This is a genomic window from Streptomyces achromogenes subsp. achromogenes (assembly GCF_000720835.1).
GTDB lineage: Bacteria > Actinomycetota > Actinomycetes > Streptomycetales > Streptomycetaceae > Streptomyces > Streptomyces achromogenes.
Genome location: NZ_JODT01000029.1, coordinates 1 through 14,069, shown reverse-complemented (window position 1 = coordinate 14,069; position 14,069 = coordinate 1). Strand labels below are relative to the sequence as shown.

Genomic DNA, 14,069 nt, shown 5'->3' with positions numbered 1-14,069 from the left:
CCGGCGCCTCCCGGTGGAAGGACGCCGCGGACGACTCGGACATGCGAGTTCATAGATGTGAATGAGGGTCACTACAACGAACGATTTTACCGCGACTTGACCTTACGATTGCTTGTCGCGTTCATGTGAGCGGAACCACGATCGGGCACATGAACAGTCTCGACTGGGCCGTGCTCATCGGCTACTTCGGTGTGATGGTCGCGATCGGCGTCTGGTCGCACAAGCGCGTGGACAACGTCTCCGACTTCTTCACGGCCGGCGGCAAGATGCCCTGGTGGCTGTCCGGCATCTCGCACCACATGTCGGGCTACAGCGCCGTGATGTTCACCGGGTACGCGGGCATCGCCTACACCTACGGCGTCACCTCCTTCATCACCTGGTCCTTTCCCATCGCGCTCGGCATAGCCATCGGGTCGAAGCTGTTCGCGCCGCGCATCAACCGGCTGCGCTCGCGGCTCCATGTGGCCTCTCCGCTGGAGTACCTGAAGAACCGCTACAACCTGCCGACCCAGCAGGCGCTCGCCTGGTCCGGCATGCTGCTGAAGATCGTGGACGTGGGCGCCAAGTGGGCCGCGATCGCCACGCTGTTGTCGGTGTTCACCGGGGTCTCGCTGAACCAGGGCATCCTCATCACCGGCGCGATCACCGCCGTCTACTGCACGATCGGCGGCCTGTGGGCGGACGCGCTGACCGAACTGGGCCAGTTCGTCATCCAGTTGCTGGCCGGCATCTCCATGTTCATCGCGGTCGTGGTGAAGCTGAACGACAAGCACATCGGCTTCCTCGGGGCCTGGGACGAGCCCGCGCTGCACGGCCACGGCAAGCCGCTGGTCGGCCCGTACAGCACCGTGTTCCTGCTGGCGTTCCTGTTCATCAAGCTGTTCGAGTACAACGGCGGCATGCTGAACCAGGCCCAGCGCTACATGGCCACCGGCAGCGCCCGCCAGGCCGAGCGCTCCGCCCGGCTGTCGGCCATCCTGTGGCTGGTCTGGCCGGTCGTCCTGTTCTTCCCGATGTGGATGTCCCCGCTGCTGGTGAAGGCGCAGAAGCCGGACGGCTCCGACTCCTACGCGCTGATGACCGAACAGCTGCTGCCGCACGGGCTGCTGGGCCTGGTCATCGTCGGATTCTTCTCCCACACCATGGCCATGTGCTCCTCCGACGCCAACGCGATCGCGGCCGTCTTCACCCGGGACCTCGCGCCGGTGCTGTCGGCCAGGGCGCGGGGCTGGGGCGAGCGTTCGGGGCTGATCGCGGCCCGGGTCACCACGGTCGTCTTCCTCGGCCTGTCCATGGCGGTCGCGACCCAGGTCAACTCCCCCGCGTTCAAGGACATCATCACGGTCGTCATCAAGTGGGTGGCCGGTCTGATGGGTCCGATCGCGATCCCGATGATGCTCGGGCTGCTGCGCGCCTTCCGCCGCTCCGGACCGACGGCGGCGCTCACCAGCTGGGCGGCGGGCCTGCTGGCCTTCTGGCTGGTCAACTACCCCATCAACTGGAACGTGGACGGCGGTGTGCCGCTCCAGTACCAGGTCTCGGTGCCGCTCGCGGTCTCCCTGGTCCTGTACGTCCTGATCGGCTACCTGAAGCCGGAGGACACCCCGGAGCGGCTGGCGGTCATAGAGAAGGTGAACACCGACGGCGGCGGGGCGGCGGCGGTCCCGGTACCGGCCAAGGCGGGGGACGACGTGGTGGGGGCGCCGTAGGGCCGCTCACGCCCGGGGGTAGCGCGCCAGCCAGCCCGGTGACGCCCCGGAGGGTCCGTGCAGGGCCGGGCCCTGGGTCATCTCCATCGCGAAGTCGTCGGCGAGTTCGAGGAGTGTCGGGCGGCCCTCCAGCTCGGCCAGCCAGGCCGGCGGGAGGGCCGTCTCGCCGTGCAGGGCGCCGAGCAGGCCCCCGGTGAGGGCGCCGGCCGCCGCCGACGGGCCGCTCTGGTTGACCGCGAGGCACAGCCCGTGCCGTACGTCCTCCCCCACCAGCGCGCAGTACACGGAGGCGGCCAGCAGCCCGTCCGCCGTGCCGTCGCCGGCCAGCTCCTCCACCCGGGCCGGGGTCGGCATGCCCTGCCGTACCGCGCCGAGGGCGTGCTGGAGGGCGTCGCAGACCGGTTGGTGGCCGGGGCGGGCGGTGAGCAGGGCCAGCGCCCGCTGCACGGCGCCGTCCAGGCTGTCGCCCCGGGCCAGCCCGTGCACGATCACGGCGTACGCGCCCGCCGAGAGGCAGGCGACGGGATGGCCGTGGGTCTGGGCCGCGCACTCCACGGCCAGCTGGACGACGAGCTGCGGCTCCCAGCCGACGAGCAGCCCGAAGGGAGCCGAGCGGGCGACCGCCTCGGGGCCCATCTCGTCCGGGTTCTTCGGGGACTCCGGCGTGCCCATGGTCCGGTCGCCGAACCCGGTCAGCAGCGCGCGGGTGGGGTCGCGGCGGGCGTACAGCCACTCCTCGCGGGCCAGCCAGCCGTCCTCCGCGCGGCGCTCGTCGGGACCCCAGTCCCGCTGGGTGGCCGCCCAGCGCAGATACGCCCGGTGCAGATCGGTCGGCGGGTGCCAGGCGCCGGTGTCCCGCCGTACCTGGGCGCGTATCAGCCCGTCCACGGTGAACAGGGTCAGCTGGGTGTGGTGGGTGACGCTGCCGCGCCGGCCGTACCCGGGGGCCAGGTCGAGCAGCCCCGCACCGCCGTACGCGGCCCGGATCCCGTCCAGGGAGAGGGTGTCGGCGGGCCCGCCGAGCGCGTCGCCCACCGCCACCCCGAGCAGGGTCCCGCGCACCCTGCTGCGATAGTCCTGCTGTTCGGCACGGCCCCAGACGGCACCGGTCGTCACCCCCACCAGACCTCCCCTGGCACCGCCCGCCTGTACGACGCGCAGCACTGTAATCGACCGGGAACGGTCCGTTCAGCCGGACAAAACCTCCCCCACGGGTCGTTGTCCGGCGGACCGGCCGCGTTCGCCCCGGCGATCCTGGGGGTTCACCGGGCCTCTGGCTCAATCCCTGCGGGCGAGGCCGGTGTTGGCCGGGAGAGAATCCAGCCATGACCACCACTCCCCACCGCCCCACGGGCCTCAGGCTCGCCGCCGGGGTGCTCACCGGCATACTCGCCCTCTACATCGCCCTGGTCGCCTTCGGGAACATCACCGACTTCGGGACCAACCAGAGTTACGTCCGGCACGTGCTGTCGATGGACACGACGTTCAAGGACGGCAATCTGAAGTGGCGGGCCGTGACGAGCACGGCCCTGGAGGACACCGCGTACGTGCTGATCATCGTGTGGGAGAGCGTGGCCGCCCTGCTGCTGATCAGGGGGACCTGGCTGTGGGCGCGCGGCAGGGACGATTCCGCGCGGCGCTGGTCCACCTACGGGCTGCTGATGCTGATGCTGCTGTTCGGCGGCGGGTTCATCGCCATCGGCGGCGAGTGGTTCGCCATGTGGCAGTCGGAGGCGTGGAACGGCCTGGACGCGGCGACCCGGATCTTCCTGATCAGCGGGGTCGCGCTGGTCGTCAACCAGCTCCCCGCCCGGGGGGCCGCGGACGGGGACGGACGCTAGTCGACGACCGCGACCCGGGTGCCCTGGTCGCCGAAGGACCACAGCGCGGCCCCGTCCTCCTTGTGCAGGCGGATGCCGCCCAGCTTCTGGCCGTTCGCGGGGGGCGGGGAGGAGCCGTCCAGCGCGTTGGAGAAGGCGACGTTCACGCCGTCCGCCTTGGTGAAGTACATGACGTGCTCGATCTCCACGCCGTCCGAGCCCTTGAGGGACTGGGTGCGCAGGGTGATCGAGTAGCGGCCGGGCCGCGGGGCGACCGTGCCCGGCCACACCGGGAACGTGCGGATCGGCTTGCCGGTCGCGTCGACCAGCCAGACCCGCTTGGCGCCCAGCGAGTAGACGATCCGGCGGCCGTCGCCGGAGTCGTCCGGCAGCTCGGGCGCCTGCGGGGTGTGCGCCGAGGCGGACGGGTGCGGGGTCGCCGGCGCCGACGAGCCGGGCCGGGCCACGGCGGCGGCCGTGGGATGCGGCCCGGCGTCCGCCTGTACGGCGAGGGCGACGACGACCGCGGTCGCCCCCGCCGTCAGACCGGTGACCCAGGCCCACGAGGGCAGTCGGGCAGCCACGGGACGCATCTCCTCCGCTACGGGGCCCCGTCCAGCATCGGGGGTCGGACAATCGTACTCAGTCCAGGACCGGCAGCAGCTCCGGCAGGTGTCCGTCGGACGCCTCGGCGGCCCGCCGCCGCTCCTCGGGGACCTCGCCGTAGAGGGTGGTGCGCGGCCTGGCCGGGCGGCCGGCCGCCTCGGCCACCGCGATCAGGTCGCGGATCGACTTGTACGAGCCGTAGGAGGAGCCCGCCATGCGGGAGATCGTCTCCTCCATCAGGGTGCCGCCGACGTCGTTCGCGCCGGAGCGGAGCATCTCCGCCGCCCCCTCCGTGCCCAGTTTGACCCAGCTTGTCTGGATGTTGGGAATCCAGGGGTGGAGCAGGAGCCGGGCCATCGCCGTCACCGCCCGGTTGTCCCGCAGGGTCGGGCCCGGACGGGCGATCCCCGCCAGGTACACCGGGGCGTTGGTGTGGATGAACGGCAGGGTCACGAACTCGGTGAAGCCGCCCGTCTCCCGCTGGATGCCGGCCAGCGTGCGCAGATGGCCGAGCCAGTGCCGGGGCTGGTCCACATGCCCGTACATCATCGTGGACGAGGAGCGGATGCCCAGCTCGTGGGCGGTCTTGACGACCTCGATCCAGGTGGCTGTGGGCAGCTTGCCCTTGGTGAGCACCCAGCGGACCTCGTCGTCCAGGATCTCCGCCGCCGTACCCGGGATGGAGTCCAGCCCGGCCTCCTTCGCGGCCGTCAGCCACTCGCGGATCGACAGGCCGGTGCGGGTCGCGCCGTTGACCACCTCCATCGGCGAGAAGGCGTGCACGTGCATGCCCGGCACCCGCTTCTTCACCGCCTTGGCGATGTCGAAGTACGCCGTCCCGGGCAGGTCGGGGTGGATGCCGCCCTGCATGCACACCTCGACCGCGCCGACCTCCCACGCCTGCTGGGCGCGGTCCGCCACCTGCTCCAGCGACAGCGTGTAGGCGTCGGCGTCCGTGCGGCGCTGGGCGAAGGCGCAGAACCGGCAGCCGGTGTAGCAGACGTTGGTGAAGTTGATGTTGCGGGTGACGATGTAGGTGACGTCGTCGCCGACCGCCGACCTGCGCACGTCGTCGGCCACCCGGCACAGCGCGTCCAGCGCCGGGCCGTCCGCGTGCAGCAGGGCCAGCGCCTCGGCGTCGGTCAGCCGGGTCGGGTCGTCGGCGGCCGTGCGCAGCGCCTCGCGCACATCGGCGTCGATCCGCTCCGGGGCCATGCCGGGGGCCGCCGCCTCGCGCAGCGCCTCCCAGTCGCCGTAGACCTCGTCGAAGTCGGCGCGCCGGTCGCCGGTGCGGCCCTCCGAGTCGATGGCCGTGTGCAGGTCGGTGCGGCCGGTGGCGGTGAACACCTCCTCCGGCTCCTGCCAGGGCCGGCCCTCGACGACCGCGTCCGGCAGGGCCAGGCCCGTCTCCGGGTCGGCCAGCGCGGACACGTGCGGGCGCAGCCGCGGGTCCAGCCAGGGCTCGCCCCGGCGCACGAACTCCGGGTACACGCACAGGCGTTCGCGCAGCTCGAAGCCGGCCGCCCGGGACCGCTCGGTGAGTTCCTCGATCTGCGGCCAGGGGCGCTCGGGGTTGACGTGGTCGATGGTCAGCGGGGAGACCCCGCCCCAGTCGTCGATGCCGGCGCCGATCAGCCGCTCGTACTCGGCGTCGACCAGGTTCGGCGGGGCCTGGAGGCAGGCGCTCGGGCCCATGATGTGCCGGGCGACGGCCACCGTGGCGACCAGGTCGTCCAGTTCGGCGTCCGGCATGCCGCGCATCGCCGTGTCCGGCTTGGCGCGGAAGTTCTGGATGATCAGCTCCTGGATGCCGTGGTAGGCGCGGGCGACCTTCCGCAGCGCGAACAGCGACTCCGCGCGCTCCTCGTACGTCTCCCCGATGCCGATCAGCAGGCCGGAGGTGAACGGCACGGAGGAGCGCCCGGCGTCCTCCAGGACCCGCAGCCGGACCGCCGGTTCCTTGTCCGGGGAGCCGTAGTGCGGGCCGCCGGGCTCGGACCACAGCCGGGTGGCGGTCGTCTCCAGCATCATGCCCATGCTCGGCGCGACCGGCTTCAGCCGCTGGAAGTCCGTCCACGTCATGACCCCCGGGTTGAGGTGGGGCAGCAGGCCGGTCTCCTCCAGGATGCGGATGGAGATGGCGCGGACGTAGGCGATGGTGTCGTCGTAGCCGTGCGCGTCCAGCCACTCGCGCGCCTCGGGCCAGCGGTCCTCGGGCTTGTCGCCGAGGGTGATCAGGGCTTCCTTGCAGCCGAGGGCGGCACCCTTGCGGGCGATGTCCAGCACCTCGTCGGGCGACAGGAACATGCCGTGGCCGGCGCGGCGCAGCTTGCCGGGGACGGTGGCGAAGGTGCAGTAGTGGCACTTGTCCCGGCACAGCCGGGTGAGGGGGATGAAGACGCTCTTGGAGTATGTGATGACGCCGGGCCTGCCCGCCGCCTCCAGGCCCGCGTCCCGCACCCGGGCGGCGGAGGCGGCGAGATCCGTCAGGTCCGCACCGCGTGCCTGAAGGAGCACCGCCGCCTCGGCGACGTCGAGGGCGACGCCGTCCCGGGCACGTTTCAGGGCGCGACGCATGGAGTTCTCGGTGGGGCCGGTTCCGGAGGTCGCGGAAGTCGTCATCTCTTGAGCATACGGTCGCGGTGATCAATGCCGGCGGGGGTGGGGCGCCGAGGGGGGCGGGTTCTCGTCGTGGGTGCGTGCGGGTCCGTCGTGGCTTGTCGCGTCCGCGCGGCGGTGCCGCAAATCGATACTGTCCCGCGCCCCTTCGGGGTGCCTACCGTGGACGGGTGACGACCTTGCGCGGCACCTTCGCACCCGGCTCGCCCGACTTCGCGTACCTTCCCTTCGAAGTCCCGGCGGGCACGGCAGAGTTGAAAGTCACCTACACCTACGACAAACCCCCCGTCCCGCCCGGCACCCCCGGCAACGCGCTCGACATCGGGCTGTTCGACCCACGGGGGACCGAGGTGGGCGGACGGGGGTTCCGGGGATGGTCGGGCGGGGCACGCAGCGAGTTCTTCGTGCGGGCCGACGCGGCGACCCCCGGATATCTGCCCGGACCGCTCACCCCCGGCACCTGGCACATCGCCCTCGGCCCCTACACCGTGGCCCCGCAGGGGCTGGCCTACGAGGTGACCGTCACCCTGACCGAGGGGGCGGCCGGTACGACACCCGAACCGGTGTATCCGCCCGGCCGGGCCCGGGGGCGGGGGCGGGACTGGTACCGGGGCGACTGCCATCTGCACTCCGTGCACTCCGACGGCCGCCGCACCCCCGCCGAGATCGCGGCGCTGGCCCGCGCCGCCGGGCTGGACTTCGTCAACAGCTCCGACCACAACACCAACGCCGCGCACCCGCACTGGGCGGACGCGGCCGGCGACGACCTGCTGGTGCTGCTCGGCGAGGAGGTCACCACCCGCAACGGGCACGTGCTCGCGCTCGGCACCGACCCGGGCACCTTCGTCGACTGGCGCTACCGGGCCCGGGACGGCCGCTGGGCGCACTTCGCGCGGGCGATCCGGCGGGCCGGCGGTCTGGTCGTGCCGGCCCATCCGCACGGCGACTGCGTGGGCTGCTCCTGGCGGTTCGGGTTCGCGGAGGCGGACGCCGTGGAGGTGTGGAACGGGGTGTGGACGCCCGACGAGGAACTGGCGCTCGCGGGCTGGGACGCGCGGCTGGTGGCGGCGGCGCGGGGCGAGCGGGCATGGCTGCCCGCGATGGGCAACAGCGACGCCCACCGCGATCCGGACGTGGTCGGGCTGCCCCAGACGGTCGTCCTCGCCGACGCCCTGACCCGGGAGGCGATCCAGGAGGGGCTGCGGGCCGGGCGGTCCTACGTGGCCGAGTCGCGCCATGTCTCGCTGGACTTCTCCGTCACGGCGGCAGGGGGTGAGCGGGCCGGGATCGGGGAGCGGCTGGCGGTGCCCCCGGACACCCCGGTGACCGTGCGGCTGGAGGTGTCCGGCGCGCCGCGCTGCGCGGTGCGGTTCCTCACCGACCAGGGCCTGGTGTTCACCGGCGAGCCGCTGCCGGGGTCCGGCACGGGGACCGTGGAGTGGCGCACCTCCCCGGCCCGCGCGGCCTACGTCCGGGCCGAGGTGCGGCACGAGACGGCGCCGGGTCCGGTGCCGGGGGCGATGGCCGCGTTCACCAACCCGGTGTTCCTCGGAGCGGTCAGCGGCGGGTGGCCCGGCGCAGCGCGATGATCTCGGCGACCGCCTCCAGCCAGCGGGCGGCGCGTTCCTCGGCCTCGGGGGTGGCGGCGGCCGGTGCGGCGCCGCCCAGCCACTCCCGCAGCAGGGCGGCCGGTTCCGGGGACGGCAGCGGCTCGGGCAGTTCGGCGGCGTACCCGAGTCCGCCCGCCCGGACGATCCCGGCGAGGAACGCCAGGGAGCGGGGCAGCACGCCGAGCCGGTCCAGGGTGACTGCGGCGGCCACCGCCCCGTCGCCGAACAGGGCGGTGCGGAAGGCGTCCTGGGTCAGGCCGTGGCGCAGCAGGCCGGCGACGTCGGTGGCGGCCAGCACCTCGTCGTCGGTGCGGGAGTCGGGCGAAGGGGGCATGCGGGCCTCGGTTCCGGTCCGGGTCAGCGGACGGTGATCGTGAAGACGTAGTAGCCGGCGCCGGCGCCGTGGGCGTGCGGGTCGGCGGTCAGCGTGGGGTACGGGGACGGGGGCCCGCTGGGACTGGGGCCCAGGGTGGAGCGGTCGTCGGGGCCGGGGCCGGTGCACGTGTGCAGCGGGCAGTGCAGCAGCCGTACCGTCGTACGGCCCCGGGCCAGCGCGGTGAAGTCGAAGGAGCGGGTGGAGCCGGTGCTGCCGTCGGCCTCGCTCCGGTCGCCGGTGGTGTGCTCGCCCCGGTGGGCCAGCACCGCCTTGTCGGGCCGCGGGTCGGCGAGGTACCAGTGCTCGCCGAGGGTGGGGGCCGACGGGACGGTGAGGGAGAAGCGCTCGCCCGGCCGCACGGTGATGTCGCGCCGCTCGGTGCCGTACTCGGTGCCGCCGCTCGGTGTGGCCCGCACACTGCTCGTGCTGCCGACGGTGGGGGTGGGCGCGCCGGTGGTGCCGTCGTCCGTGCCGCAGCCGGTGAGGGCGAGCAGGGCGAGGAGCGCGGCCGGGGCGAGCCGGGTGGTGCGGGAGGTCATGGTCGGTCTCTCAGTCCTGGGGCAGGTGCACCGCGTAGGCGTCGGGCAGTTGGCTGTTGCTGGCCTTGGCCATGCCGCCGTTGACGAAGTCGTCCTCGCTGACCCAGGTGGTCTGGCCCCACGGGTTGTAGATCTCCAGCTTGTCACCCTCCTGGCCGATGATCATCATGGCGTGTCCGTGCCGGGTGCCGTCCGCCTCGTAGCCCTCGACACCGATCGGCACCGGCCTGCCCTCGGCGACCGCCTTCTCTATCTCCGGCAGGACGTTGCGCCGGGCGTCCGCGCTCTTGACCTCGTGGAGTTCGTAGGCGCTTCCGGTCTCGGGGCTGATCTCCTTGTTGACGACCTCGGTCTTGCCTTCGAGGACCATGCCGTCCCAGTTGGCGCCGCCGTGGCCCTCGGTGTGCACCCGGTGCTGTTCGTCCACCAGGCGGCGGCGGAAGGCGGCGGGGTCGTTCTCCTGGCCGCTGGGGCCGCCGGTGAGCGAGAGGGCGTAGACGGGGTCGACCATGGCGCGGGCGGTGACGGTGGAGGAGGCCACACAGGTGCCCTCGCGGCCGTCGCCTCCTTGCGCCCACTGCTGGCCGCGGAAGCTCTGCAGGTCGGTGTTGACGTTGGCGCCGCTGCCCGCGTCGACGCCCTCGTCCTTCAGGCTGTCGCCCTGGGTGACGATCGGGGACAGGTGCTGCTGGAGCCAGGCCGGGTCCTTGCCGTGGATCTTCCGGCCGAACGTCTCGATGTCGTCCACGCTGTGGCCGGCGGCGAGGGCCTTCATCAGGTACGCCTTCTCCTGCGGGGACCCGGCGCCCGCGAGCAGCTGGTCCATCCGGGCCCGGTCGGCGGCCGGCAGCCGGTCCATGGCCCGGCCGGAGCGTTCCAGGTCGCCGGCGGTGAGGATCTCGTTGTACTCGGCGGCGCCGGCCTTGCCGCTGGTGTCGGCGAGCATCAGCCGGTCCACCGCGGACAGCCCGCCGGTGCGCAGCTTCCCGGCGCGGGCCTCGGCCGCCCACTTGTTCAGGTCCCGGGTGGCGGCGCGCACGGCGTCGTCGGCGGCGACGGCGGCCTTGTGCATCAGGTCGACGCCTTCGGTGGCGGCCGACCGGGCCGATACGAGGGCCTGCTTCTCCTCGTCGGTCTCGATCATGCGGTCGACGATGTCGAAGAAGCCTTCCTTGGGGCCGAGTTGCCGTTTGGCCTGTTCCAGCCGGGCGCGGCCGTCGGCGTCCTGCCGCTGGGCGTGGCCGAGGGCGTCGGCGAGCGCGTACAGCGCCTTGGCGCCGCCGTCGAACGCCTCGGCCATGTCCGTCGCGGCCCGCGCGGCGGCGGCCACCCCGTCGGCGGCGAGGACGCTGGTCTTGCCGGTCCACACCTCTGGCAGACCCTTGCGGGCCACCTTGTTCACCCGGTCGTGCAGATCGCCGGCCTTGTCGACCTGGCCGCGATAGCGCTTGCCCAGCGCCTCCAGGGTCGCGGGGTCGCCCTGCGGCGCGGGGACGAACAGGGCGCCGTCGATCCGGTCCAGCAGGTCGTTCTTGGAGGTGGCCTTGGGGATGCTGTCGCGCAGGCCGGCCAGCCAGGAGCGACGGGCCGCCGGGGAGTCCAGCGGGCCGAGGAATCCGGTCATGGTCCGCCTCTCAGTAGCGCGAGAGGGCCGACGGCCGCTCGGCGTGCACGGGCATGGTGGTGACGGCGCCGCCGCCGGCCGGGGTGGGCATGGTGGTCACGGCACCGGGGCCCGCCGGGGTGGGCATGGTGGTGACGGTGCCGCCGCCCGCGGGGGTGGGCATCGTGGTGGGGCCGCCGCCGGGGACGGCCGCCGCGCGGGTCGCCACGGTGTGGTCGGCGCCCCCGTACGCGCCCTTGGCCGCGCGGACCTTGTCCGCGAGTTCGCGCAGTGCCGACTCCAGCGTGGTCGCCTCCGCCTCCCAGGCGGCGGCGAACGCGTCGAACGCCGCGGCGGATTCGGCGCCGCCCAGTGTGTCCGCGGCCTGGTTCCCGACGGGGCGGACCGCCTCCGCCACGTGCCCGGCGTCGTCGCCCGCGCCGTCCAGTTCCGACGCCTGCCCGGCCATGCCGGACCTGACCGTGTAGCCGTCCGTGGACGCGCCCATCAAGCTCCCCCGTCGCGTTGCTCCCTGGCTGCGGGAGGCTAACACGCGCCGTTCGGGGGGCCGTCGGGGTGTCACAGGCCCCGCACCGAGCCGCCACACTGCCCCACCATGAACCTTTCCGGCTCCGGGAGGAAAGCAGGGGCGCGGGGAACCGCGCGACCGACCGCAGACGACCCGCACCCCGCGACGGCGATCAAGCGGCAGCCCGGAATCGGGACGTCCGGTGCACCGGATCCGTGTCGATCTTCGGGATCACGTGCTCCCCGATCAGCCGTATCGTCCGCAGCGTCTCCTCCTTCGGCACCCCCACCGGCAGCCCGAAGGTCAGCTGGTCCGCCCCGGCCCGCTCCCACCGCTCGCACTGGCGCAGCACCTCGTCGGGGTCGCCGCAGACCAGCAGCTCCTCCTCGATCAGCAGCTCCACGAACTCGGGTGTGTACTCCGGCAGCGTCTCGGGCCACACCGGGAACCCCTCCGGCCGGGGGAAGGTGTCGTGGTAGCGGAACACCAGCGAGGGCAGGTAGTGCAGCCCGCCGCCGACCGCGGTCTCGACGGCCTCGGCGTGCGTGGGCGCGCAGATCGCGGTCGTGGTGACCATGACGTTGTCGTTGACGAAGTCGCCCACCGGCTCGGCGTCCACGATCGCGGTCTTGTACTGCTCCAGCACCCACTCCATGTCGGAGACCTTCTGGACGCTGAAGCCGAGCACCCCGAGCCCCTTGCGCGCGGCCATGGCGTACGACGGCGGGGACCCGGCCGCGTACCACATCGCCGGGTGGGACTTGCCGTACGGCTTCGGCAGGACCTTGCGCGGCGGCAGCTGCCAGTGCTTGCCCTGGAAGCCGGCGTACTCGTCCTGGAGCCACATCTTGGGGAACTCGGCGATCGTCTCCTCCCAGATCTCCTTGGTGTGGTTCATGTCGGTGATGCCGGGCAGGAAGCCGAGGATCTCGTGCGATCCGGCGCCGCGCCCGCTGCCGAACTCGAAACGGCCCTCGGTGAGGTGGTCCAGCATGGCGACCTTCTCGGCCACCTTCACCGGGTGGTTGACCTGGGCCAGCGGGTTGAAGATCCCGGAGCCCAGGTGGATCCGCTCGGTGGCGTGGGCGAGGTAGCCGAGGAAGACGTCGTTGGCGGACAGGTGCGAGTACTCCTCCAGGAAGTGGTGCTCGGAGGCCCAGGCGTACTTGAAGCCGGACTTGTCCGCCTGGATGACGTACTCGGTCTCCTCCATCAGCGCCTTGTGCTCGGCCAGCGGGTCGGTCCCGGCGCGCTTGCCCACGTATCCCTGTACAAAGATCCCGAATTCCACGGCGGTTCACCGTCCTCAGAGTCTCTGACAGACCGTCAGGGAGCTGTCGGGCGACTCTCGCACCGGCCGCCGTGACCGTCAAGGGACGACGGCCGGCGCATGGCCTCCAGGCGGCGCATGGAAGCGTTGACCTGATGGCTCGTCAGCTACGCGGACCGGCCCTCCCCGCCGCGCGAAGGGGGTGTGAGAACCCTGTGGAACGCGTGAGGGCCTTGTGTCCCGTGGCCGTGCCCTTGTGATCGGTGTCTCGCACGGCTGACGCAACCGCCCGGAACAAGGCAAACTGACGGGGTTGTTCGTGATGCCGAGGGGGACGAACGCATGGACGGTGGGCCGCGAGTACCCGAGCAGCGGCGCGCCGGCTCCGCGGCCACCGCGGAGACCGGCACGCTGCGCTTCGGCGTGCTCGGTCCGGTGCGGGCCTGGCGCGGCGAGAAGGCGCTCGGCACGGGCTCCCCGCAGCAGCGCGCCCTGCTGGCCGCGCTGCTGCTGCGGGAGGGCCGTACGGCCACGGCGGCCGAGCTGATCGACGCGCTCTGGGGATCCGAGCCTCCGCCCCAGGCGCTGGCGGCGGTGCGCACGTACGCGTCCCGGCTGCGCAAGATCCTCGACCCCGGGGTCCTGGTCAGCGAGTCCGGCGGGTACGCGGTGCGCGGGCTGGGCGAGGGCGCGCTGGACGCGTCGGTGGCGCAGGACCTGGCGGCGGAGGCGGAGAAGGCGCGGGGCGCCGGCGATCTCGGCACGGCCCGCAAGCTGCTGCGGCAGGCGCTGGCGCTGTGGGACGGCGAGCCGCTGGCCGGGGTGCCCGGCCCGTACGCGGAGACCCAGCGGGCCCGGCTGGAGGAGTGGCGGCTGCAACTCCTGGAATGCCGCCTGGACATGGACCTGGAGCAGGGCGGGCACGCCGAGGCGGTCTCGGAACTGACCGCTCTGACGGCGGCGCACCCGCTGCGGGAGCGGTTGCGCGAACTGCTGATGCTGGCGCTGTACCGCAGCGGCCGGCAGGCGGAGGCCCTCGCGGTGTACGCGGACACCCGCCGCCTGCTGGCCGAGGAGCTCGGGGTCGACCCGTGCCCCGGCCTGAGCGACCTCCAGCAGCGCATCCTCCAGGCGGACCCGGCGTCGGCAAGACGACCCTGGCGGTGCACGTGGCCCACCGCGCGCGGTCCGCCTTCCCCGACGGACAGCTGTACGTCGACCTCCAGGGCACGGGCCCGCGTCCCGCCGAGCCGGAGACGGTGCTCGGTTCCTTCCTGCGCGCGCTGGGTACGGCCGACTCGGCGATCCCCGACTCCCTGGAGGAACGGTCGGCGCTGTACCGCTCCCTGCTGCGCGGCCGGCGGGTGCTGGTCCTGCTGGACAACGCC

The 14,069-nt window shown here is 72.9% G+C and carries 11 protein-coding genes and 1 pseudogene; 4 read left to right on the top strand and 8 right to left on the bottom strand.

What is annotated here, in order from left to right:
* Positions 1 to 149 precede the first annotated feature (149 nt).
* Positions 150 to 1,709: a sodium:solute symporter family protein gene (locus tag IH25_RS0126850; RefSeq protein WP_030615817.1), complete on the top strand. Its 1,560-nt coding sequence runs from the start codon at positions 150 to 152 to the stop codon at positions 1,707 to 1,709.
* Between the two features lie 6 nt (positions 1,710 to 1,715).
* Here the strand turns inward: IH25_RS0126850 and IH25_RS0126845 are convergent, their stop codons facing one another.
* Positions 1,716 to 2,831, bottom strand: coding sequence for an ADP-ribosylglycohydrolase family protein (locus tag IH25_RS0126845; RefSeq protein ID WP_030615814.1), 1,116 nt, complete (start codon positions 2,829 to 2,831; stop codon positions 1,716 to 1,718).
* Positions 2,832 to 3,034: 203 nt separating this feature from the next.
* On the opposite strand from IH25_RS0126845, the gene IH25_RS0126840 reads away from it, so the two are divergent.
* Positions 3,035 to 3,550, top strand: coding sequence for a DUF2165 domain-containing protein (locus IH25_RS0126840; RefSeq protein WP_030615811.1), 516 nt, complete (start codon positions 3,035 to 3,037; stop codon positions 3,548 to 3,550).
* On the opposite strand, the gene IH25_RS0126835 is transcribed toward IH25_RS0126840, so the two are convergent.
* Positions 3,547 to 4,113 (bottom strand): hypothetical protein, encoded by a 567-nt coding sequence (locus tag IH25_RS0126835; protein ID WP_037655668.1) that lies wholly within the window; start codon positions 4,111 to 4,113, stop codon positions 3,547 to 3,549. The two genes, IH25_RS0126840 and IH25_RS0126835, sit on opposite strands and share 4 nt — an antisense overlap.
* Positions 4,114 to 4,171: 58 nt before the next feature.
* Positions 4,172 to 6,757: a bifunctional FO biosynthesis protein CofGH gene (locus IH25_RS0126830; RefSeq protein WP_030615805.1), complete on the bottom strand. Its 2,586-nt coding sequence runs from the start codon at positions 6,755 to 6,757 to the stop codon at positions 4,172 to 4,174.
* A gap of 95 nt (positions 6,758 to 6,852) precedes the next feature.
* On the opposite strand from IH25_RS0126830, the gene IH25_RS0126825 reads away from it, so the two are divergent.
* Positions 6,853 to 8,343 carry a CehA/McbA family metallohydrolase gene (locus tag IH25_RS0126825; RefSeq protein ID WP_394298452.1) on the top strand — a complete coding sequence of 497 codons (1,491 nt, stop codon included), beginning with the start codon at positions 6,853 to 6,855 and terminating at the stop codon, positions 8,341 to 8,343.
* On the opposite strand, the gene IH25_RS0126820 is transcribed toward IH25_RS0126825, so the two are convergent.
* From IH25_RS0126820 to IH25_RS0126800, 5 genes are all read right to left on the bottom strand, one after another.
* Positions 8,312 to 8,698 carry a hypothetical protein gene (locus tag IH25_RS0126820; protein WP_030615799.1) on the bottom strand — a complete coding sequence of 129 codons (387 nt, stop codon included), beginning with the start codon at positions 8,696 to 8,698 and terminating at the stop codon, positions 8,312 to 8,314. The genes IH25_RS0126825 and IH25_RS0126820 overlap by 32 nt on opposite strands.
* Positions 8,699 to 8,721: 23 nt before the next feature.
* On the bottom strand, positions 8,722 to 9,279 hold the full coding sequence (locus IH25_RS38650; protein WP_051754129.1) for a protease inhibitor I42 family protein: 558 nt from the start codon (positions 9,277 to 9,279) through the stop codon (positions 8,722 to 8,724).
* 10 nt (positions 9,280 to 9,289) lie between these two features.
* Entirely contained in the window at positions 9,290 to 10,903 is a 1,614-nt protein-coding gene (locus tag IH25_RS0126810) for a hypothetical protein (protein ID WP_030615793.1), read from the bottom strand.
* 10 nt (positions 10,904 to 10,913) lie between these two features.
* On the bottom strand, positions 10,914 to 11,390 hold the full coding sequence (locus IH25_RS0126805) for a type VII secretion target (RefSeq protein WP_051754128.1): 477 nt from the start codon (positions 11,388 to 11,390) through the stop codon (positions 10,914 to 10,916).
* 193 nt (positions 11,391 to 11,583) lie between these two features.
* A complete protein-coding gene (locus tag IH25_RS0126800) occupies positions 11,584 to 12,702 on the bottom strand; it encodes an LLM class flavin-dependent oxidoreductase (RefSeq protein WP_078844431.1) in 1,119 nt (372 codons plus the stop codon).
* A gap of 321 nt (positions 12,703 to 13,023) precedes the next feature.
* Between IH25_RS0126800 and IH25_RS0126795 the strand changes: the two are divergent.
* A pseudogene (locus IH25_RS0126795) lies at positions 13,024 to 14,069 on the top strand (BTAD domain-containing putative transcriptional regulator); the annotation flags it as partial.